The 21661-nt window shown below is 66.9% G+C and carries 22 protein-coding genes; 10 read left to right on the forward strand and 12 right to left on the reverse strand.

Going from position 1 to position 21661, the window contains the following annotated elements; translation table 11 throughout:
- Window positions 1-4: 4 nt before the first annotated feature.
- The 4 genes from C1931_RS19300 to C1931_RS20390 form a co-directional block, all read right to left on the reverse strand.
- Entirely contained in the window at window positions 5-1801 is a 1797-nt protein-coding gene (locus tag C1931_RS19300) for a DUF885 domain-containing protein (protein WP_108754524.1), read from the reverse strand.
- Window positions 1802-1951: 150 nt separating this feature from the next.
- Window positions 1952-2479: a hypothetical protein gene (locus tag C1931_RS19305; protein ID WP_108757486.1), complete on the reverse strand. Its 528-nt coding sequence runs from the start codon at window positions 2477-2479 to the stop codon at window positions 1952-1954.
- A gap of 225 nt (window positions 2480-2704) precedes the next feature.
- On the reverse strand, window positions 2705-3043 hold the full coding sequence (locus C1931_RS19310) for a hypothetical protein (RefSeq protein ID WP_108757487.1): 339 nt from the start codon (window positions 3041-3043) through the stop codon (window positions 2705-2707).
- A gap of 175 nt (window positions 3044-3218) precedes the next feature.
- Window positions 3219-3542, reverse strand: a complete 324-nt coding sequence (locus tag C1931_RS20390) for a hypothetical protein (protein ID WP_159095525.1) — start codon at window positions 3540-3542, stop codon at window positions 3219-3221.
- 583 nt (window positions 3543-4125) lie between these two features.
- On the opposite strand from C1931_RS20390, the gene C1931_RS19315 reads away from it, so the two are divergent.
- Together C1931_RS19315 and C1931_RS19320 are read left to right on the forward strand one after the other, a co-directional pair.
- The gene (locus C1931_RS19315) at window positions 4126-4491 is read left to right on the forward strand and encodes a hypothetical protein (protein ID WP_108757488.1); all 366 of its coding nucleotides are present in this window, start codon (window positions 4126-4128) and stop codon (window positions 4489-4491) included.
- A 27-nt stretch (window positions 4492-4518) separates the two neighbouring features.
- A complete protein-coding gene (locus C1931_RS19320; RefSeq protein ID WP_159095526.1) occupies window positions 4519-5010 on the forward strand; it encodes a hypothetical protein in 492 nt (163 codons plus the stop codon).
- 116 nt (window positions 5011-5126) lie between these two features.
- Here C1931_RS19320 and C1931_RS19325 read toward each other — a convergent pair whose 3' ends face one another.
- From C1931_RS19325 to C1931_RS19335, 3 genes are all read right to left on the reverse strand, one after another.
- Complete coding sequence (locus C1931_RS19325; protein WP_108757490.1) at window positions 5127-5642, reverse strand: cytochrome c oxidase assembly factor Coa1 family protein; 516 nt, start codon at window positions 5640-5642, stop codon at window positions 5127-5129.
- A 24-nt stretch (window positions 5643-5666) separates the two neighbouring features.
- Window positions 5667-7892 (reverse strand): S9 family peptidase, encoded by a 2226-nt coding sequence (locus C1931_RS19330; protein ID WP_108757491.1) that lies wholly within the window; start codon window positions 7890-7892, stop codon window positions 5667-5669.
- A 134-nt stretch (window positions 7893-8026) separates the two neighbouring features.
- A complete protein-coding gene (locus C1931_RS19335) occupies window positions 8027-8716 on the reverse strand; it encodes a glutathione S-transferase N-terminal domain-containing protein (RefSeq protein WP_108757492.1) in 690 nt (229 codons plus the stop codon).
- A 110-nt stretch (window positions 8717-8826) separates the two neighbouring features.
- On the opposite strand from C1931_RS19335, the gene C1931_RS19340 reads away from it, so the two are divergent.
- The 3 genes from C1931_RS19340 (at window position 8827) to C1931_RS19350 (ending at window position 11516) form a co-directional block, all read left to right on the forward strand.
- The gene (locus C1931_RS19340; protein WP_108757493.1) at window positions 8827-9450 is read left to right on the forward strand and encodes a TIGR00645 family protein; all 624 of its coding nucleotides are present in this window, start codon (window positions 8827-8829) and stop codon (window positions 9448-9450) included.
- A 199-nt stretch (window positions 9451-9649) separates the two neighbouring features.
- On the forward strand, window positions 9650-10666 hold the full coding sequence (locus C1931_RS19345; protein WP_108754535.1) for a TonB family protein: 1017 nt from the start codon (window positions 9650-9652) through the stop codon (window positions 10664-10666).
- A gap of 211 nt (window positions 10667-10877) precedes the next feature.
- Complete coding sequence (locus C1931_RS19350) at window positions 10878-11516, forward strand: transposase (RefSeq protein WP_108757494.1); 639 nt, start codon at window positions 10878-10880, stop codon at window positions 11514-11516.
- Here the strand turns inward: C1931_RS19350 and C1931_RS19355 are convergent.
- The 4 genes from C1931_RS19355 to C1931_RS19370 form a co-directional block, all read right to left on the reverse strand.
- On the reverse strand, window positions 11503-12687 hold the full coding sequence (locus C1931_RS19355; RefSeq protein ID WP_108757495.1) for an ABC transporter permease: 1185 nt from the start codon (window positions 12685-12687) through the stop codon (window positions 11503-11505). The genes C1931_RS19350 and C1931_RS19355 overlap by 14 nt on opposite strands.
- Window positions 12684-13430 (reverse strand): ATP-binding cassette domain-containing protein, encoded by a 747-nt coding sequence (locus C1931_RS19360; protein WP_108751282.1) that lies wholly within the window; start codon window positions 13428-13430, stop codon window positions 12684-12686. Before C1931_RS19360 ends, C1931_RS19355 begins: the two co-directional genes overlap by 4 nt.
- Window positions 13427-14953: an alpha/beta fold hydrolase gene (locus C1931_RS19365; RefSeq protein WP_108757496.1), complete on the reverse strand. Its 1527-nt coding sequence runs from the start codon at window positions 14951-14953 to the stop codon at window positions 13427-13429. The genes C1931_RS19360 and C1931_RS19365 overlap by 4 nt, the downstream gene beginning before the upstream one ends.
- A gap of 144 nt (window positions 14954-15097) precedes the next feature.
- Window positions 15098-15847, reverse strand: coding sequence for a ferredoxin--NADP reductase (locus tag C1931_RS19370; protein WP_108757497.1), 750 nt, complete (start codon window positions 15845-15847; stop codon window positions 15098-15100).
- Between the two features lie 84 nt (window positions 15848-15931).
- On the opposite strand from C1931_RS19370, the gene C1931_RS19375 reads away from it, so the two are divergent.
- From C1931_RS19375 to C1931_RS19395, 5 genes are all read left to right on the forward strand, one after another.
- Window positions 15932-16900 (forward strand): ABC transporter ATP-binding protein, encoded by a 969-nt coding sequence (locus C1931_RS19375; protein ID WP_164274990.1) that lies wholly within the window; start codon window positions 15932-15934, stop codon window positions 16898-16900.
- Entirely contained in the window at window positions 16897-17688 is a 792-nt protein-coding gene (locus C1931_RS19380) for an ABC transporter permease (RefSeq protein WP_108751287.1), read from the forward strand. Before C1931_RS19375 ends, C1931_RS19380 begins: the two co-directional genes overlap by 4 nt.
- 163 nt (window positions 17689-17851) lie before the next feature.
- Window positions 17852-18403: a hypothetical protein gene (locus tag C1931_RS19385; RefSeq protein WP_159094025.1), complete on the forward strand. Its 552-nt coding sequence runs from the start codon at window positions 17852-17854 to the stop codon at window positions 18401-18403.
- Window positions 18404-18616: 213 nt separating this feature from the next.
- Window positions 18617-19555: a 2-dehydropantoate 2-reductase gene (panE, locus tag C1931_RS19390; RefSeq protein ID WP_108757498.1), complete on the forward strand. Its 939-nt coding sequence runs from the start codon at window positions 18617-18619 to the stop codon at window positions 19553-19555.
- An 8-nt stretch (window positions 19556-19563) separates the two neighbouring features.
- On the forward strand, window positions 19564-20466 hold the full coding sequence (locus tag C1931_RS19395; protein WP_234412703.1) for an NAD-dependent epimerase/dehydratase family protein: 903 nt from the start codon (window positions 19564-19566) through the stop codon (window positions 20464-20466).
- Between the two features lie 348 nt (window positions 20467-20814).
- On the opposite strand, the gene C1931_RS19400 is transcribed toward C1931_RS19395, so the two are convergent.
- Window positions 20815-21612, reverse strand: a complete 798-nt coding sequence (locus C1931_RS19400) for a TatD family hydrolase (RefSeq protein WP_108754544.1) — start codon at window positions 21610-21612, stop codon at window positions 20815-20817.
- Between the last annotated feature and the right edge of the window lie 49 nt (window positions 21613-21661).

Raw genomic sequence — 21661 nt, forward strand, 5'->3', positions numbered from 1 at the left:
GGCGTTACCGGTACTTCGGCACGAACTGCTGCTGCACGGCTTCGGCCAGCTGGTCCGGCGGCAGCAGGCCCTGGTCGAGCAGGAAGTTGTTGAACGCCAGGCGGTCGAACTTCGCGCCCAGTGCCAGTTCGGTCTGCATGCGCAGTTCCAGGATGCGGGTGTAACCGTAGAAGTAGCTGCCGGCCTGGCCGGGCATGCGCACCATGTAACGGTCCAGCTCCTGCGTGGCCATGGCCTTGGACAGGCCCACCTGATCGATCAGCACGCGCTCGCCGGTGGCACGGTCGGTCAGGCCCAGGTTGAGCATCGGGTCGAGCATCGCGCGCGCCGCGCGCAGCAGGCGGAACTGCAGGGCGATCATCTGCCCGTCCAGCGGCTCGTACGGCACCATCTCGGCCTCGGCATACAGCGCCCAGCCTTCCACGTTCACCGAATTGAACGCGAACATGGTGCGCGCCAGCGACACACCGCGCTCGACCATGGCGGTGAACTGCAGCTCGTGGCCGGGGCGGCCCTCATGCGCGCTCAGGGTCCATGCGGCCGAACCGAAGTTGAAATCGTCGTACTGCGCGCCCTCGCCAGCGGCCGGGTTGCCCAGCGGCAGCACGAAGGTGCCCTGCTGCCCGGTGTTGTTCACCAGCGGCGCCGGCAGGAAGTGCGGGGCCGGGCTGGCCGCGCTTTCCGCCGCCGAGCCCAGGCGCATCTGCATGGCGCGCTTGGGCACATCGACAATGGCGTGTTCGCGGATGAGCGGATCGATCGCATCGATCACCTTGCGGTAATGGCCTTCCAACTGGTCATTGGCAATCTTGTTGGCCTTCAGTGCACGGATGACCGCTACCGGGTCGCTCGGGTCGGCCACCTTCAGGCCCTTCTCCTTGGCCACCAGCGGGGCGAGCTGCTGCATCGCCGAGCGGGTTTCCATGAATTCCAACTGGGCACGCTGCATCAGCAGCTTCGGGTCGATATCGATGCCCACCTGCTTGAGCTGGTAGGCATACAGCGGCGCCGGCAGGCGCGCGTCAGTGCGGGCCTTGGGCAGCACTTCCTTGCGGGTCCATTCGGCGTAGTCCTTCATCTGCCCGGCCAGGGCCTGCATGGCTTCATCGGCACCGGCAATCTGGTACTTCTTCAGCAGCGACTCGATGCCGGTGATGTAGGTCTGCACGTTGTCCAGCGACTGCTGCACTTCAATCGTGGTCGGCTGCAGCAGGCTGCTGTCCTTCAGGCGCTCTTCGTAGCGCTGGCGGGCCAGGGTGGTGAAGGCGGTGCTGCCCGGCTGCAGGCCGGCATAGGCCTTCAGGCGATCCAGCGCCTTGCCGCGGCGCTCGGCGGGTACCTGGTCGGACAGCAGCAGGTTCAGGCCACTGAACACCGTCTGCGGCGCATCGCGCCACGGCAGCAGGTACTTGTCGTTCAGTTCGCTGCCTTCGATGTTCTGGTTGGCCGCAGCGATCATGATCTCCAGGTCCTGGCGGACGTTGGGGTCCTTCTCGCTGGCCAGCTTGGCCTTCAGTTCGTCGCGGGCCTTGGCCATGGCGGCGCGGTAGCGCTGGCCGTTGTCCGGGCCCAGGTCGGCCACCTTATCGTCATAGCCGGGCACGCCGAAGAAGCCGGTTTCCTCGGGCTGGAACGGCCCCTGCGCGTCCAGCAGGATCTGCGCCAGCGCGTTGCTGCGCGCCACCCAGGCCGGGCTGGCCGGGGTAGCCGCCTTGGCGGCGGGTGCGGCCAGGGCCGACGGTGCGGACAGCAGCGGGGCGGCACTCAGGGCCAGGGCAACGGCCAGCGCGATGGGCTTCATGGGACACTCCAGCAAAGGGTTGCCCGCAACTTACGCGGTTGGGGCGATGGCGACAATCGGCTGGAGGTCACGGCTGGGCGTGGGGGGGGGGAGCGCCAATGGGGGGCGCCTTGCTGGGTGGGTTTTACGGGTGTCGCCCAGCAGGAACGTTTACGGGTCTACCGCGATCCATTGCGGCCGTGTTTCGGACACGATCGTTACCAGTTTTTCGATGAAATCCACGGGCTGGTCGTCCAACGTGCCACCGACATTGAGCCGCCACCACATTTCACGCAGGACTTGCCGGCGATATCTCGACTCGAAGCACCAGCCATCGTCGAGCAGAACCTTGAAGGACCCACGGAAAAGGGTGCGTGACCAGGAAATTCTCGGTGCGCAGAAGCCATCTCCCATCATTTTTCCATCAATCATCAAGATGAGATTCGTGGCGTAATCCGGCGTGCCGTGCGCATCATTGATTTCGCAAGACAGGTAAGCCATGGGTACGACGTCCTTGTTGGACCTGCCCTGCCCCAAGACACCCCGCACCGGTTCCAAGCGGGCATCCGCGCCGGCCCGGCAGACGAGAAGCGTGCCACTCGGGGTGATCTCGGCAACACTCAGCTTGCCGATATGCTCGTAGTCCCGAAGACATACGCGGCCGTGGAACGGCGCTGTTGCAGGGTCAGATGCTGCCATGGTGCCTCCGTGCCGCAGTTCCCACGCTGATCATAGCCATCCCGACATCGGTGCGAGCCGCCCGAAGCGAGTGGATCGTCTTCCATCAACTTTCTACACGGTTCGGACGAAGGTCTGCCACGACTCGTTGGCGCCCATACCATGCACCTCACAGATGCGGACGGCGCGTTCCGGCAGCCATGAGGCTTGGCATTACTTGGCGCAGACAACGTTACTTGATTCGATTCACTTGCCCTCAACCTCGTCCATTCCACGTGCAACGGCCAAGCTCATGATCTTCCCAGGAACGATCATCAGCAGCACGTACCCACTCAGAACAAATGGTATGGATTGCCTCTCCAAGGCGCCCTGAAATCCAGCCACAAGAACAGCCAGGGTTCCAGTTACGCTGATAACAGTGACCCAGCGCTTTATCAGTGCGACGTTTACTTCGTGCTGGACCGCATTCTTCAGGGGGGCAACTCCCTTCAAGACCATACACGCCACTACCGCGTTCAGCATCAACCCAGTGGTGATGAAGAGGTAGAAATTCGAACCTGTAAGTGGCGGCAACAGCAACGTCATGAAATTGAGCGCAGCCCAGACGAAGCATGTGTTCAAACGTCGCGTTGTGCTTTTCATTGTTTGCCTTTGCACCAGCCCCCCTCAGCCGCTGAGGCGAAATGTATCGATTCGACATCCAAGCCTGATCAATGCACCCAACCGCACGCGGGTTTCGGTCATCGCGCGGCACCTTGGGTTACGGCGAATGCCAATGCGCCTTACTGATGACGTGGCCATTCTCATCCAGTTCAACAGACCAGGCCTCAATGTCCAAGCTCAGCGTGTTCTCGAACCACAGGCGTTCCCTGCACGCACCACTGCACGGCTTGCTCGCATAACGTGCGAAGCGCCTCTCCGGCAGTTCCCGCACATCCGGATCACCCAAAGCTTCCACGACGGCTGTGCGACTGTCCCCTGGTTTGATGGAGTCAAACGCACGCGACTTGACTGCAGATAGTCCCGAACACGCCACAAGATACACGGCCGGAACGATCAGCAGCAGTAAACCAGATTTCCTCATCGTCCATCCCTCTGTCATGAGCCACGCTCAGAGCTGGAAAGCATGTTCAAGAGCAATCGCACCATCCGCGCGCGCAGCCACACTTCCCTCCGGATTGAACAGACCAGGGTCGCGATGCAGGGCCGCTGGCATCCGCTGGCGGGGCATCGGGGTGTCGCATCTGCCCTGCCCTTGGCCCCTCAGGCACCTCTGCAACTGCAAACGCGTCTGAGCCACCAATGCCGCCGATAGCCTTGCATACCAAGGCCTCAGCCGCACGGCGGAATTTGCAACGATTCTGAAAATGTTGAATGCAGTGACGGCATCGGCCCTACTGCCTTGGCATCGCGTACGACCGGGCGTATTCCTTTCGATGCCACCGTGCATCGGTGGCCGGGATTCGAAACCCCGCTAGTTCGTAGAAGTAAACGCTTGCCAGCCGGCATCACCCTGTGTGATGCCGGCTGGCAATCCGTCGGCCGGCTATGGCGGGCGGTGCGTGGAGGCCTTGTGCCTGCCGGTTTCGCGAACGCCGGGTTTCGAACCACGCATCGTCCGCCACCTTAATCGGTGGCGGCTTCTGCCTGCACGCAAGGAGCCCGCCGTGACCGCACCCTACTCCCCTGCCCCGCATTCCATCCAGGAACCGCCGGCAGCCGATCCCGCGCCAGACCCCAACACGCTCACCCATCTGCTGCGCAGTATTGGCGCCGGTGCCGCCGCCGACGGCCAGCCCTGGCCGGAACGCCATCCACTTCGCAGTCGGCAGATTGCCTTGGCCGATGCCGATTGCGCCTTGGCTGGCCAGCGCGTGGTGCAGGAACTGCTGCTGGCCGCCGAGCGCGCCCGCCAGAACGGAGATCCTGACCAAGACGTGGGCGACCGCGTGATGGAAGGCTTGGCGATGGCCTGCCTCGCGCTCAATGTCTTCATCCAGGAACGCGTGCGGCCGCTCGGCGCGGGGGCATGAGTGAGGTCGTTCCTGGCGTCTGGCCTGATGGTCATCACCGCGCTGGCCGCTATTGCCTGCCTGCCATGGCCGCAGAGCGCAGCCGAACAGAAGTGGGTCTATCCGAAGATGGGATTCGCGGAGTTCGAGAAGCTCTATGGCAGTGCGCACGAGTTTGTTTCCACGCGCCGAGCAACGGGCTTCACGATCTACCCGGCGGATGCCGTTGCGCCCTCTTTCCAGGTGCGCTGCAAAGGCTTTCCCGTGCTGAGGGTGGAGCGCACAAAACCGACGGTCGCGCTGCGTCTGCCGGCAGACGCTCTACAGCGTGCGCCGGAATCTGAGGCGCTGTATCTGGATCTGCAGCAGTTGATGGCGCTCAACCAGATTGAGGGTGTCAGCATTCCTGATGGACGGGCCCGCCCGTGGTGGCGGGCGGGGCCACGGGTGCCGAAGGATGAGCGGTGTGCGTTGTCATCTGGCGGCCGGCTGATGGACTGGTACCGTGCCGTGCGTTCGATGTTGAGCGCGTTGGTTTAGCGGGATCGGTTCTGGTGATGGGATGCTGCTGGATTCAGTCGAGCAAGCTCGACTCTACGGGTGTAGCGAGTGTTCGAGCAGATCTAGCGCATCTTGGGCGACCTGGCGACACCCCATCACAACGCCAACCCCACCCCACAGCCGCCCCGCGCACGGCACTCCCGCAGCGCACACTCCTCTGCGGCTTCCGAATCGTCCAGCGCGCTCAGGTCGAAGGTCTGTTCGTCCTCGCCCAGCACGTACATCACCGGGTAATCCCAGACGTCATCACGACGGCTGCCCTGTACGAACAGTCGCCCGCGCGCGTCTGGTCCCTGCAGGCCGACGATCAGGCCAACATTGCGCTGGCCGTCGATTGCGGTCTGCATGCTGCCCACCGGCATTGCGTCGGCCTGCAGCGGTTCGCCGAAGGCCTGCACCAGTTCAATGCTGCACCCGGCGCGGCGCATGGCCTCGCGCATGGGTGCGCTGTCACGCGCGGCCTCGCTCCAGCGCAGCAGGCTCCACGCGGTGGCGCCGCCCAGGCTGGCCAGCAGCAGCACCACGGCCAGCGGCATGGCCCAGCGCCAGTGGCGCCGCCACCAGCCGGTGGCGGGGGCGGCATGTGCGGGGACGGGCGGTGGCAGCGGCATCGGCGGGCTCCTTCCCAGTCGCGATCAGGGCTTCAGGCAGCGCTCCAGGAAGGCTTCGGCCACGCGGTAGCGGTGCAGCGCATCGGCGCCGGACAGGCCGTGCTTGGCGCCCGGGTAGGTCATCAGTTCGAACGGCTGGCCACGCTTCTGCAGCGCGCTCATCAAGCTGGTGGAATTGGTGAACAGCACGTTGTCGTCGGCCATGCCGTGGATCAGCAGCAGCGGCGAGCGCAGGCCATCGATGTGGGTCAGCACGCGCGCTTCGCGGTAGCCGGCGTCGTTGCGCTTGGGCAGGTCCATGTAGCGTTCGGTGTAATGGCTGTCGTACAGGCCCCAGTCGGTGACCGGTGCGCCGGCCACGCCGCAGGCATAGCTGTCCGATGCCTTGGCCAGCAGCATCAGGGTCATGTAGCCGCCGTTGGACCAGCCCTGCACGCCAATGCGCGCCGGGTCTACCCAGGGCTGCTGCTTCAGCCACGCCACGCCGCGCAGCTGGTCGGCCACTTCCACCGTGCCCTGCTTGCCGTATAGCGCGCCGCCGAAATCACGGCCGCGACGCGGGGTACCGCGGTTGTCCAGCGAAAACACCACGTAGCCCTGCTGGGCCAGGTACTGGTTGAACAGATGGTCGCCACGGCCGGGCCAGCTGTCGGTGACGGTCTGGCTGGCCGGGCCGCCATACACGTACACGGCCACCGGGTAGCGCTTGGACGGGTCGAAGCCGGTCGGCTTGATGATGCTGTAGTTCAGCGCGGTCTTGCCGTCGGCGGCGGTAAGCGTGCCGAACTCGATCGGCCGCTGCGCGTCGCGGTAGCGCGCGTAGGGATGCTTGGGGTCGGCCAGATCGTTCTGCAGCAGGGTGGCGATCTTCTCGCCATTGGCGCGGTACAGCTCGATCTGCGGCGGGGTGTTGCTGTTGGACCAGGTGTCTACATACACGCTGGCGTTGCGGGCGAAGCTGGCGCTGTGCATGCCCGGGGCCTGCGACAGACGCTGCGGCGCGCCACCCTGCAGCGATACGGCGTAGATCTGGCTTTCGCGTGCCGAGTCGATGCCGGCGCGGAAATAGACCTTGCCCGCCGTTTCGTCCACGGCCAGCAGTTCGTCCACCGGCCAGTTGCCCTGGGTGAGTGCGGTGGTCTTGCCGTCGTTGCCAATGCGGTACAGGTGCTGGAAACCGCTGCGTTCGGACGACCACAGCAGGCTGCCGTCCTGCAGGAAGCGCAGGCTGTTGTGCAGCGGCACCCAGGTCGGGCTGGTTTCATGGGCCAGCGTGCGCGTGCCCTTGCCGGCCAGGTCCACTTCCACCAGGTCCAGCTGCTTCTGGTCGCGCGACTGGCGCTGGTAGGTCAGGTGCTGGCCATCGCGCCAGTCCACGCGCGCCAGGTAGATGTCCTGTTCCTTGCCCAGGTCGATCCAGCGCGGCGCGGCAGCGGCGGCCGGCGCGATCACGCCCAGCTTCACGGTCACGTTGGCATCGCCAGCGGCCGGGTAGCGCTGCTCGATTACATCGGTGCGGTCGGCGTAGACCTCGTAGCGCTTCTGCACCGGCACCGGGCTTTCATCGATGCGGGCGAAGGCGATGGCCGAATCATCCGGCGCCCACCAGTAGCCGGTATGGCGGTCCATTTCCTCGTCGGCCACGAATTCGGCCACGCCATTGCCGATGGTCGCGCTGCCATCGTGGGTGAGCTGCACGGCCTTGCCGCTGGCCAGGTCGATCACCCACAGGTTGCGGCCGCGGATGAAGCTGACGAAACCGCCCTTGGGCGACAGCTTGGCGTCGGTGGCGAAGCCTTCGCCGTGGGTGAGCTGGCGCACGGCAGCGGCACCCTGCTGCTTCAGGTCGTACAGATACAGTTCGCCGCCCAGCGGGAACAGCAGGCGCTGCGCGTCCGGTGCCCACTGGTAATCGACGATGCCGGTCATGGCGGCGATGCGCTGGCGCTCGCGGCGGGCCTTTTCTTCGTCGCTCAGGGTTTCGGTGCCGGGCAGCACCACCTTCGAATCCACCAGCAGGCGGGTCTGGCCGCTGCCGATGTCATAGCTCCACAGGTCCAGCTGGTTGCGGTCGGTGTCCTTGCCACGCAGGAAGGTGACGCGCGAACCGTCCGGGGCTACCTTGGGCTTCATCAGCGTGGGGCCGGACAGCGGCAGCGGGCCGGTGATGGCTTCCAGGGTGAGCTTTTCGGCGTGGGCAACAGTGCTGGTGGCGATCATGAGGGCAAGCGAGGCGAACAGGTGGCGCATGGGACATCCCGGGCAACGTCAGTGTCCATCCTAACCAAGCCGGTGCGCGAAGGCAGCATGACCTTCTGCCCATGGCCAGCGGGGGTCAGAGCCCTTTGCGGCGCAAAGGGATCTGACCCCGGTTTCGCCAAGCTTCAGCGCTGGCCGAACAGCTGCTTGCGCTCTTCGTCGCTCAGCGGCTTGCCGGCGTTGGGGTTCACCTTGTCGCGCAGGGCGTAGGCGCGCTGGGTGGCCGGGCGTGCGGCGATGGCTTCGTGCCAGCGCTTCAGGTTCGGGAACGCGGCAAAGTCGACCGGAATCTTGTCGTAGGCGCCAATCCACGGGTAGCTGGCCATGTCGGCAATGCTGTACTCGGCACCGCCCAGGTAGGCGTGCTCGGCCAGGCGCTTGTCCATCACCCCGTGCAGGCGGCGCACTTCGTTGTCGTAGCGCTCGATGGCGTAGCCGATCTTTTCCGGCGCATACACGTTGAAATGGCCCATCTGCCCGCTCATGGGGCCCAGTCCGGCCATCTGCCAGAACAGCCATTCCAGGGTGGCGATGCGCCCGCGCGGGTCGGCGGGCAGGAACTGGCCGGTCTTTTCGGCCAGGTACAGCAGGATCGCGCCGGATTCGAACACGCTCTGCGCGGCGCCGCCGTCGGCCGGGGCATGGTCGACGATGGCCGGCATCTTGTTGTTGGGCGAAATGGCCAGGAAATCGGGCTTGAACTGGTCGCCGGCGCCGATGTTGACCGGGTGTACGCGGTAATCCAGTCCGGTTTCTTCCAGCAGCAGGGTCACTTTGTGGCCGTTCGGGGTGGGCCAGTAATACAGGTCGATCATGGCGTCGGCTCGGCGTCGTTCAGGAAAGTGCCAGTCTAGTGCGTTGGTTGGCTTGGCACCGTCATGGTGGGCCGGTAACCTCGCCGCTTCCCCGCAACGCACTGTCCTGCATGAGCCCCCAACGCCCCCTGTCCCCGCTGTCCTCGCTGATCTTCGCCTCGCGCTGGCTGCAGCTGCCGCTGTACCTGGGCCTGATCGTGGCGCAGTGCGTCTACGTGTTCCTGTTCGGCAAGGAGCTGTGGCACCTGATTTCCCACTCGGCCTCGATGGGCGAGCAGCAGATCATGCTGATCGTGCTGGGCCTGATCGACGTGGTGATGATTTCCAACCTGCTGGTGATGGTGATCGTGGGTGGCTATGAAACCTTCGTGTCGCGCCTGCGCCTGGAAGGCCACCCGGACCAGCCGGAATGGCTGAGCCACGTCAATGCCAGCGTGCTGAAGGTGAAGCTGGCGATGGCGATCATCGGCATTTCCTCCATCCACCTGCTGAAGACCTTCATCGCCACCGGCGCGCTGGGCGGCATTCCGCTGTGCACCCCGGAACAGATGAACGTGGCCGCCGCCAACATCGGCGCCGCCAAGTGCTCGATGCTGACCGCCGATGGCGTGCTCTGGCAGACCATCATCCACTGCGTGTTCATCCTGTCGGCCATCGGCATTGCCTGGACCGACAAGCTGATGTCCAACGGCCACGACAAGGCCGACAACCACGGCAAGAGCGGCGCGCACTGAGCCCTGCGGGCCGGCAGCCGCCCCGTGCTGCTGCCGGCCACGGCCACTGCCCTTGTACGCGATGGCGGCGGGGATGCTAGATTGCACCCTCGCCGCAGTCGGCGCCGGCGTCGGGAAACGCCGGCGACCACGCCCGGATCCCGATCCCGGCGCTGCAGCCACACGCACTACGTAACGTCGTCTTCTAAAGGGGAGCAGGATGTCGCACGTCTCTACGATCGCTGCCGCGCGCCGGTGGATGCCGGTTGCCCTGGTGCTGGCCCTGGCGGCCTGCTCGGGCAAGGAAGAAACACCCGCCGCTGCCGCACCCGGCGCCGCCGCGCCCGCCGCAACGGCCCCGGCCGATGCCGCCGCACCGGCGGTCGCCGCCAAGGTGCAGTCGATGGGCACCGAACAGCTGCGCGAGGCCGCCAGCCAGGCCCTGCGCGAGAACCGCATGTACGCGCCGGCCGGCGACAACGCCATCGAGTACTACCTGGCCCTGCGTGACAAGACCCCGGACGACGCCTCGGTGAAGAGCGCGCTGACCGACCTGCTGCCGTACACGCTGATTGCCGCCGAACAGCACCTGGGCCGCGAGGACTTCAGCGAAGCCCAGCGGCTGGTGGCGCTGATCGAGAAGGTGGACCCGTCCGCCCCGGCCCTGCCGCGCCTGAAGGAAGGCATGACCAAGGGCGTGCAGGTGGCCGCCAAGCGCACCGAAGACGAGACCGCCAAGGTCAAGAAGGACGCCGAGGACCGCGCCAAGCAGCTGGTGGAACAGCAGCGCCTGGCCGACCAGCGGGTGAAGGAAGCCGAGGCCGCCAAGCAGATTGCCGCCCAGCAGGACGCGGCGCGCCGCGACAGCGAACGCCAGGATGCCGAACGCCAGGCCGCCGCACGCCGCGAGGCCGAGCAGAAGCAACAGCAGGCGGCTGCCCAGGCCGCGACGGCCGCGCGCCAGGCCGCTGCCACCGCGGCACCGAGCCTGCGCCCGGTCAGCACGCCGGCGCCGCGCTATCCGTCTGAGGCGCTGCGCTCGGGTACGTCTGGCGAAGTGCTGGTGGAAATCACCGTGGGCACCGACGGTTCGGTGACCAATGCACGCGTGCTGCGCGCCACGCCGTCGCGCGTGTTCGACCGCGAGGCACTGAACGCGGTGAAGCGCTGGCGCTTCGAGCCGGTGGGGGCACCGGTCACCACCCGCCGCACGCTGGTGTTCGCTCCGGGCGGTTGATCCACCCGCCACGACGGCATGCTGCCTGCAGGGCCCGGAGCAATCCGGGCCCTGTTGCGTTGCGGGTGTCTTGCCGTGGGTAGGGAACCTGTCGCGTCTGGCTGCGAGGCGGCCGCCGTCGGCATGCCGCAGGCCTTGCTGGCCTGTTACCCGCTCGCGCCGCCGTTGCGGGCCGTGCAGGCTGGGGGATTCCCTGCGCCAGGCACGCGCGATGCGCCATCCGCCACTGTCCCCCTACCCGCCCTGCCTGGTGCGGCAGCGCGCGCGCCACCCGGCCACCTTGTTCGTCGACGATGACGACCGGCGCCAGCTGCTGGCCCTGCTGCACAGCGCGCTGCTGAAGCACGGGCTGCTGCTGCATGCCTACGTGGTGATGGATGACCACCTGCACCTGCTGGCCACGCCGCGCACAGGTGATGGCGTGGTGCGTGCGCTGCGCGCGTGCTGCGCCGCCTACAGCCGGGCCTTCAGCCAACGGCATGGGCACGCGCCGCCGCAGTGGCAGACCGGGCTGCAGTGCCTGCCCGTGCAGGACCCGGCGTATCTGCTGGGGGCGCACCGCCATGTGGAACGGGGACCGGTGCATGCGCGTGCGGTGGAACACCCCGAACAGCACGCCTGGTCCAGCATCCACGGCAACCTGGGGCTGCGCGAGGATGCGCTGCTGACAGCGCACCCGCAGTACCTGGCGCTGGGCGCAGATGCGCAGGAGCGTGCGCTGCGCTACGCCGCCTTCCTGTGCGATGGCACCGCGCATGCCGATGCCATCGCGATCGAGGCCCTGGCACGGCGACCGCCTACCCTTGGGGCGGCGGTCACCCTGCGCGCGCCCCGGCTCAGCCGGAAATAGCCAGGCGCTCGTTGTGGTAGCGGCGCACGGCAGCGAACCACAGCACCGCGGCCAGGCCCAGGCTGGCGCCCAGATAGATGCCCCACACCGTCGGCGAGATCGCTTCGTGGCGGATCACCTTCAACAGCATCTGGTTCTGCGACAGGAACGGCACCGCGTACTGCCACAGCTCGCTCTTCACCGGGTAGGCCATCAGCGCATAGCCCGGCAGCATGGGCAGCAGCACCAGCCAGGTCATGTGGCTCTGCGCTTCCTTCATGCTCTTGGCGGCCGCCGACAGGTAGGTCAGCAGCGAAGTACCGATCAGCAGCATGGGCAGCATGACCAGCAGCATCTGCAGCATGGACACGATGTTCATGTTCAACTGCCGGCCGACGTTGCCGGGGGCGATCTGCGCGCTCAGTTTGAAGGCCACCAGCGTGAGCAGCAGCGAGGCAAAGCCAACCACGCAGGCCGCGGCGATCTTGCCGCTGACAATCGCACTGCGCGAACCGGGCGTGGCCAGCAGCGGCTCCAGCGACTGCCGCTCACGCTCGCCGGCGGTGGAATCCATCACCAGGTAGGCGCCACCAATGAACGAGGTAAGCGTGAGCAGCACCGGCAGCAGCATGGACAGCATCATGCCGCGCTTGGCTTCGGCGCTGGCCATGTCCTGCTGGGCCACATCCAGCGGGCGTGCCACCTGGGCATCCACGCCGCGTGCCATCAGCCGCAGTGCCCCCACTTGGCCGTTGTAGGTGGCCAGCGCCGCCTGCAACCGCGCACTGGGCACTTCGGCGGCGCGCCGGGTGCTGTCACGGATCACTTCCACCAGCGCCGGCTTGCCGTCGGCCCAGTCCTTGCCGAAATCGGCACTGATGCGCAGGGCAACGTCGATTTCCTGCGAACGGATGGCCTCGGCCAGATCGGCCGGTGCGGTGGTGGCATTCAGGCCCTGTGCGGCCAGGAAGCGCACCAGGTTGGGCGCGTGTTCGGCGCCGATGGTGGGAATCTGCAGCGGCTGTTCAATCTGCGTGCGCACCCGGCTTTCCGACAGCTTGCCCATGCCCAGGATCAGCAGCGGGTACAGCAGCGGCCCGAACAGCAGGGTCAGCGCCAGCGTGCGGCGGTCACGCGACAGATCGCGCAGTTCCTTGCGCATCACCGTCATCAGGGTCGACATCATGCTCATGCGTGCAGGCCCTCTTCGCTGCCGATCAGTTTCACGAACGCATCTTCCAGATTGGTTTCGCCCGCCTGCGCACGCAGTTCATCGCTGCTGCCGGCGGCCATCACGGTGCCCTTGGCGATGATGACGATGTGGTCACACAGCGCGCCCACCTCCTGCATGATGTGGCTGGACAGGATGACGCAGCGCCCTTCTTCGCGCAGGCCCAGCAGGAACCGGCGCAGTGCGCGGGTGGTCATCACGTCCAGGCCGTTGGTGGGTTCGTCCAGGATGACGTTGCGCGGGTCGTGCACCAGCGCGCGCGCGATGGCGGTCTTGGTGCGCTGGCCCTGCGAGAAGCCATCGGTCTGCCGGTCCAGGATGTCGCCCATGTCCAGCGCATGCGACAGCACCTCGGTGCGTTCGCGGATCTGCTGCGCCGACAGGCCGTGCAGTTCGCCGAAGTAGGCGATGTTCTCGCGCGCGGTCAGCCGCTTGTAGACGCCGCGGGCGTCGGGCAGCACGCCCAGGTGGCGGCGCACTTCCACCGGATCGCGCGCCGCGTCGATGCCATCGACGGTGATGCTGCCCTGGTCGGGGGTCATCAGCGTGTACAGCATGCGCATGGTGGTGGTCTTGCCGGCGCCGTTGGGGCCCAGCAGGCCGGTGATGCGACCATCAGCAGCGGTGAAGCCGACGTTGGCCACGGCCTGGATGCGGCCGGTGCGGGTGTCGAAACCCTTGTGCAGGTTCTCGGCGACGATCATGGGGCCCATCCGTTGAACGAGGTGAATGCCGGCACGTAGCTCAGCGTGTCCAGGCAGCTGGCATCCAGTGCCTTGGCGTCGGTGGTGTCGATGAACTGGCCGAGCAGGCGCGGCATGCAGCCGGCGCTGAGGGTGCCGTGGCCCTGGCCGCGGGCGACCAGGGCGCGCCCGTTGGGCAGGCCCTTGACCACCTGGTCGGCGTAACGCGGCGGGGTGACCGGGTCCAGTTCGCCGGACAGCAGCAGCACCGGCAGATCGCCCTTCAGCGCGGCGGTGGTCGCTGCCGGCGCCGGCTGGTGCGGCCACACCGGGCAGGCGGCGAAGAACGCGCGTGCCGCTTCGGCACCGAACAGGGCGTCATCGCTTTCCGGCGGCGCCTGGAAGCGCGGCGCGTCTTCGCTGCAGATGACCGACCACTGCATGCCGCGGTTGATCTGGAAATCCATGCTGCGGGTGGCACCGCGTACCAGCGAGGCCAGCGGCGCGTAACGGCCCTGGGCCGCTTCATCCAGCACCAGCGGCAGCAGCGATGAATATTCGGGCACGTAGGAGAAGGCGAACGCCAGGCCGACCACGCTGTCCGGGGACAGCACGTCCTGGCGCGGCGCATTGGTGCCGGGGTCGCGGTAATCCACGGTGACCGGCGCACGGCGCAGGGTGTCGGCCACGCTGCGCAGCTGTTCGCGGGTATCGACCGGGAAGCGCTTGCTGCAGGCGGCATCCTTGCGGCACTGCGCCGACTGCAGGGTGATGGCGTTGTCGAAGGTCTTGGCGAACTCGCCGCCCACCACCAGGTCGTTGGGCACCACGCCGTCAATGACGATGCTGCGGGTGTGCTGCGGGTAGGCCATGGCATAGCGCTGGGCCACGCGCGTGCCATACGAGCCGCCCACCAGGTTCAGCTTTTCCGCGCCCAGCGCCTGGCGCACGGCGTCCAGGTCGGCAATGGCTTCGGTGGTGGTGTAGAAGCGCGGGTCGGCACGGCCCTTCAGCGAGGCCAGGCACTGCGTGGCGAAGTCGCGCATCACCGCTTCGGTGGGCGCAGCGTCTTCGTCCAGCTGCAGTTCCTTGCCATCGGCACCCAGGCAGCTGAGCGGGTTGGAACCGCCGGTGCCGCGCTGGTCGATCAGGAAGATGTCGCGCTGCTTGCGCACCTGGCGCAGGGCGGTATCGACAATGACGGCCACTTCGCTGGCGGCCTGGCCCGGCCCACCGGCCAGGAAGAACACCGGGTCCGGCGCACCGGCACCGCTGTTGCCCGCTTCCAGCAGGGCAATGCGCAGGTCGATGCTGCGGCCGGCCGGGTTGGCGCGGTCCTCGGGCACCTTGAAGGTGGCGCACTGTGCTTCCACGTTGGCGCTGGCGCCCACGGTGGACAGCGTGCAGGGACGGAAATCGATCTGGCCGTAACGGCGGCTGGGACTGTCGCCGGCATCGGCGGTGCCGGCGGAAGGCGGCGCGCTGCAGCCGGCGGCAAGCAGGCTGGCCAGTACCCCGGCCAGTACAAGTGGGTGCTTTTGCATCGTGCGTGTTTCCCCTGGAGGACGTTCCTGTCGACCACGACGCGCGGTCGCGGCGGATGTGACCAACTGCAGGGGACAACTTACACGGGCACGCTGCTGGCGGCGATGGGCGCCGGTCGAAAAACCGGGCGCCCTCCAGCTGCCTTACTTGCTGCTGACGTACTTCTCGCGCCGCACCTGCGGGTTGCCCAGGCCGGCGGCCTTCAGCGCCTCGGCGCAGGCATCGACCATGTCCGGGTTGCCGCACAGGTAGGCGATGTCGGTGGCCGGGTCCGGCTGGATGCTGGCCAGGGCCTGCTGCACGTAGCCGTGGTGCACGTCCGGGTGCGGCTCGGCCGGCAGTTCGCGCGACAGGCACGGCACATAGCGGAAGTTCGGGTGCTTTTCGGCGAAGCTGTAGAAATCATCGCTGTACAGCAGTTCGCCGGGGCTGCGTGCGCCCTGCAGCAGCACCACCTGCACGCCGCGCTCGGCCATGGCCGTTGCCAGCAGCGGCAGCATCGACCGGTACGGGGTGACGCCGGTGCCGGTGGCGATCAGCAGGTAGCGGGCATTGTGGTCGCCGGGCTGCAGGCAGAAGCGGCCATACGGGCCGGACGCGCTGACCTGGCCGCCGATGTCCAGCGCCTCGAACAGCGCCGTGGCGGCGCCGCCGGGCACGAAGCTGACGGCGATGTCGACCGCTTCGCCGGGGCCCAGGGCGTGGTCATGGATGGTTGCCAGCGAGTAGCTGCGCTTGGTTTCGGTGCCGTCGGCGTAGGCGAAATGGACCTGGATGAACTGGCCGGGCTGGAAATCCAGCGGCTGGCCGTCATCACGCACGAACTGGTAGTGGCCGATGGTCGGCGCCAGCATGCGGCGGCCGACCAGCTTGATGGGGAATTGGACAGGCACGACTTTTCGGGACAGTGTGTAGCCGGGGCAAGCCCTCGGGGTCTTCTATAATAGACCCTCCCCGCCCCTCTCCTGCGCCAGCCCATGGGCGCGAAGGCTGCAAGCTTGGCTTCCCTGAACGAAACGGCGCCCGCCCTGCGCGTGCGCGACCTGCGCAAGACCTACGACAACGGCACCCAGGCCCTGAAGGGGGTCTCGCTGGAGGTCGCCCCGGGCGACTTCTTCGCCCTGCTGGGCCCCAATGGCGCCGGCAAATCGACCCTGATCGGCATCATCAGCTCCCTGGTCAACCTGAGCCAGGGCAAGGTGGAAGTGTTCGGCAGCGACCTGGTGCAGCACCGCAGCGCCACCATGCGCCTGATCGGGCTGGTGCCGCAGGAAATCAACTTCAACCTGTTCGAGAAGCCCTTCGATATCCTGGTGAACTACGCCGGTTTCTACGGCGTGGCCCGCGAGGAAGCCGAGCAGCGCGCCGAAGAGGAGCTGAAGCGTGCCCACCTGTGGGAAAAGGCGCAGGTGATGAGCCGCACCCTGTCCGGCGGCATGAAGCGCCGGCTGATGATCGCCCGCGCGATGATGACCCGGCCGCGCCTGCTGATCCTGGACGAACCCACCGCCGGCGTGGACATCGAGATCCGCCGCGACATGTGGCGGGTGCTGAAGGAGATCAATGCCGCCGGCACCACGATCATCCTGACCACCCATTACCTGGAAGAGGCCGAGTACCTGTGCCGCAACCTGGCCATCATCAACCACGGCCAGATCGTGGAGCAGGGGCCAATGCGCACCCTGCTGGCCAAACTTGATGTGGAAGGCTTCCTGCTGGACATCGACGGTGACCTGCCGGCGCAGCTGCCGGTGATCGAGGGCGCGACCCTGACCGCACCCGATGCGCACACGCTGGACATCGACATGCCGCGCGCCATGGACCTCAACCGCGTGTTCGCCACGCTGAACGAGGCCGGCATCCGCGTACGTTCGATGCGCACCAAGAGCAACCGCCTGGAGGAGCTGTTCGTGCGCCTCACCGGCAACCAGGAGACGTCTGCATGAGCACCACCGAGCTGACCGACGGCCAGCGCAACCGCATTGCGCTGATGACCATCGTGCGCCGGGAAGTCGCGCGCATCCTGCGCATCTGGGGCCAGACCCTGGTGCCGCCGGCGATCACCATGACCCTGTACTTCCTCATCTTCGGCCGCCTGATCGGCTCGCGGGTGGGCGACATGGGCGAATACAGCTACATGGAGTTCATCGTGCCGGGCCTGGTGATGATGAGCGTGATCCAGAACAGCTACGGCAACATCAGTTCCTCGTTCTTCGGCGCCAAGTTCGGCCGCCACGTGGAAGAGCTGCTGGTCAGCCCGATGCCGAACTGGGTGATCCTGTGGGGCTACGTGGCCGGTGCGGTGCTGCGCGGCCTGATGGTTGGCGTGATCGTGCTGATCATCGCCATGTTCTTCACCCCGGTGCGCATCCCGCACCCGCTGGTGACGCTGAGCACGGTGATCCTGGGCGCGACCATCTTCTCGCTGGCCGGCTTCATCAACGCGGTGTACGCCAAGAAGTTCGATGACGTGGCGATCGTGCCGACCTTCATCCTGACCCCGCTGACCTACCTGGGTGGCGTGTTCTATTCAGTGAAGCTGCTGCCGACCTGGGCCGAAGCGGCCACCCATGCCAACCCGATCTTCTACATGGTCAACGCGTTCCGCTACGGCCTGCTGGGCAGCAGCGATGTGCCGGTGTGGGTGGCCTATGCCCTGATGATCGGGTTCGTGGTGGTGCTGACCGCGCTTGCGCTGTGGCTGCTGCGCCGCGGCGTGGGCATGCGCAGCTGAGGTAATCCCCCCCCTGCGTGGGGGGACCGGTTCCGGTGGCGCCAGGGCACTTGCCTGGCGCCCGGTTCGGTCGTCTAATCGGTGCGCTTCACCAGACCGACCAGCGGGCCCCCGGGCCGGCTGGTTTTTCATATGTCATGGACGCACCAGGGGACCCAACCAGATGTTCACCCGTCGTACTGCCGGCCCTGCCCGGCTCGTCGCTGCATCGCTGTTCCTGCTCGTTCTGGCCGGCTGCGCTTCCCGGCCCATTCCGTTGAACTACGCCCCCAGTTCGGTGCTGAGCGCCGAAGGCCGGGTGGATGTGACCGCGTTCGAGTACCTGCCGGCCAAGGGCGGGGAGATCAAGCCCAACCAGGTGCGCAACACCGCCATGGGCAACATCCTGTTCGAAAAGAACGTGGATGCGATCATGCGCGATGCGGTGTTTTCCGAGCTGCGCCTGGTCGGCATCAAGATGGACAAGGAAGGCAATGTCCTGAGCGGCAAGGTGGAAGAGTTCCTGATCGACGATCTGGGCTACAGCGTGGACTGGACCCTGCGCGTGCGCTACGTGGTGACCGACCCGCAGGGCCAGGTGGTCTACGACCAGGTGAAGAACGTGCAGCGCAACACGTCCAAGTTCGTGAACATCTTTGGTTCGTTGAACGAGACCATCAAGCTCAACATCGAACAGACCATCAAGGATCCGGCCTTCATCACCGCGATCAATTGAACCGTGGCGGATCATCCACGCCCTGCGTGGATGCCGTCAGCTGAAGAGCCGGGCGCATGCCCGGCTTTTCTTTCTGCTGCTGCACCGAGCGTGGCAGTGGCCACCACCGTCAGCGGCGATGTCTTTCCCCCTCACCCGCCACCGGCTGCACGGCCACGGAATGCGATCTCCGGCACAATCTGCAGGTGACCCCCCAACTGCGGTGAAGGTGTGATGCGTATCCTGATTCTTGGTGCCGGTGGCACCGGCGGTTACTTCGGCGGCCGCCTGGCCCAGTCCGGCGTGGATGTGACCTTCCTGGTGCGCCCCGCGCGCGCCGCCCAGCTCGACCGCGACGGGCTGGTGATCCAGAGCCCGCTGGGCGATGCGCGCTTCCCGGTGCAGCATGTCACCGCCGATGCCCTGCCCGCGCTGGCCACCGCGCAGCCGTTCGACCTGGTGATGCTGAGCTGCAAGGCCTACGACCTGGACAGTTCGATCGATGCCATCGCCCCGGCCGTGGGTGCCGGTACCACAGTGCTGCCGATCCTCAATGGACTGCACCACTACGGTGCGCTGGACGCGCGCTTCGGCCGCGAAGCGGTACTGGGTGGGCTGTGTTTCATCAGTGCCACCAAGGCCGCCGACGGCGCGGTGCTGCACCTGGGCCGGCCGGCCAAGCTGACCTTCGGTGAGCGTGATGGCGGCGCCCTGTCGCCGCGCGTGCAGGCCTTCGCTGCCGCCTGCGTGCAGGCCGGCGTGGACCACCTGGCCAGCGGCCAGATCGGCCAGGAGCAGTGGATCAAGTACACCTTCCTGACCGCGCTGGCCGCCGCCACCTGCCTGCTGCGCGCGGACATCGGCACCATCGTGGCCACCGACGATGGCCAGGCCATCGTGCGCGGCCTGTACGACGAATGCCTGGCCGTGGCCGAAGCCGCGGGCGAACCGATTCCCGACGATGCACAGGACGTTGCCCGCAGCACCCTGACCCAGGCCGGCTCGGCGCTGAAGGCCTCGATGCTGCGCGATCTGGAGGCCGGCCAGCAGGTCGAGGCCGCGCAGATCGTGGGCGACATGCTGGCCCGTGCACGCACCGCCGGCCAGGAAGCCTTGCTGCTGCAGGTGGCCTACAGCAGCCTGCAGGCCTACCAGGCACAGCGCGCGGCGTGAACACGGCGGTGCCCGCACCAGTACTGATCCTGGGCCTGGGCTGGAGCGGCCGCGTGCTGGCCGCCCGCCTGCAGGCGCTGGGGGTGCCAGTGGCAGGCACGGTGCGTGACCCCACCGCCGCGCCCGCTGACGGACTGCAGCGGTTCGCACTGCATGCCGATGCGGCGCCGCCAGCGGCCCTGCTGGAGGCCGTTTCGCAGGCGCAGGCCGTGCTGTGCAGCGTGCCGCCCGATGCCGACGGAGATCCGGCGCTGCGCGTGCTGCAGCCGGCGTTGCTGGCCAGCCCGGCGCTGCGCTGGGTAGGCTATCTGTCGTCCACCTCGGTGTATGCCGACCGCGACGGTGGCTGGGTGGATGCACACAGCGTGGCCGACAGCACCGAGGCGGCGGGTGTGCAGCGTCTGCGTGCGGAAGCGCAATGGCAGGCGCTGGCGAGGGAGCGCGGCATCGATTCGGCGGTGTTCCGCCTGCCGGGCCTGTATGGCGCTGGCCGCAATGCGCTGCTGCAGTTGGCGCAAGGCCGCGCCCGCCACGTGCTGCGGCCCGGGCTGGTGTTCAACCGGCTGCACGTGGAGGATCTGGCCGCGGTGGTCATCGCGGCGATGCGACGGCCCACGCCGGGGGGGTTGTACCTGCCCGCCGACGACGAACCGGCGCCGCCGCAGGACGTGCTGGCGTATGCCGCGCAGTTGGGGGGCTTCGCCCTGCCCCCGGCGGTGGCCTGGGACGACCCGGCGGTGAGCCCGACGCTGCGCCGCTTCTATGCCAGCAACAAGCGCATCGACAGCCGTGGCACGCGCGAAGCGCTGGGGTGGGCACCGCGGTTTGCCACCTACCGGCAGGGGCTGGAGGATCTGGCCGCTGCGCTCGCCGGGCATGGCCCGGCGCTACCTGCTGCCGGCGTTGATTGATCCAGGCATTCGCGGATTGCCCGCATGACCCGGCGTTGTTTCATGGCACGCGCGCGCGGATTGCCCGCACGACCCGGCGTTTTTTTCATGGCACGCATGCGCGGATTGCCAGGGTCGTAGAGTCGAGCTTGCTCGACTGCTGTTGGCAGAAGCAGTCGAGCAAGCTCGACTCTACGGCGCAATGTCGGTTCGTTCGACATTACGGCGCATGATCGATGCGTTCGACATCACGGCGAAACGTCGGTTCGTTCGACATCACGATGCAAGGTCGATTGGTTCGATATCACGACGCAATGTCGGTCCGTTCGACATCGCGACGCGTGGCGTTTCGCCACGCCACCCTCGCGGTCAACCCGCGTCGGGCAACCGGAAGAACGTGCGCGTGGCTGCGGTGGCGTTGGCTGCGGTCACCGCCACGTCTTCGCCACGATCGCGGGCCAGTTCTTCCACGATGTGCGACAGGAACATCGGTTCGTTGCGGCGGTCCTTCGGCATCGGCTTCAGGGTGCGCGGCAGCAGGTACGGCGCGTCGGTCTCGATCATCAGGCGGTTGGCCGGAATGTTCTTCACCAGCTCGCGCAGGTGCGCGCCGCGGCGTTCATCGCACAACCAGCCGGTGATGCCGATGTACCAATCCTGGTCCAGGTAATCGAACAGTTCGTCACGCTCGCCGGTGAAGCAATGCACCACCGCCGGGCCCAGGCGGCCGTCGAAGTTCTTCATCTGCGCCATGAAATCGGCGTGCGCGTCGCGCTGGTGCAGGAACAACGGCTTGCCATTGTCGGCCGCCAGCTGCAGCTGGCGCTCGAACGCACGGTGCTGCGCCGGGCGCGGCGAGAAATCACGGAAGTAATCCAGCCCGCATTCGCCCACGGCCACCACTTCGGCATGCGCATGCAGCGCGCGCATTTCCGCATCGCATTCGTCGGTGTATTCCACCGCGTGGTGCGGGTGCACGCCGGCGGTGGCGTACAGGAAGCCCGGATGCTGCTGCGCCAGCTGCAAGGCCAGCGGCGAATGCTCGCGGCTGGCGCCGGTGATCACCATCTGCACCACCCCGGCCTGGCGTGCGCGGTCCAGTACGGCATCGCGGTCGCGATCGAAGGAATCGTGGGTGAGGTTGGCGCCGATATCGATCAGGTGCATGGGGGCAGCAGAGACAGGAAAACCCGCGCATTGTACCTGCGCCGCGCTG

This window comes from Stenotrophomonas sp. YAU14A_MKIMI4_1 (assembly GCF_003086855.1).
Taxonomy (GTDB): Bacteria; Pseudomonadota; Gammaproteobacteria; order Xanthomonadales; family Xanthomonadaceae; genus Stenotrophomonas.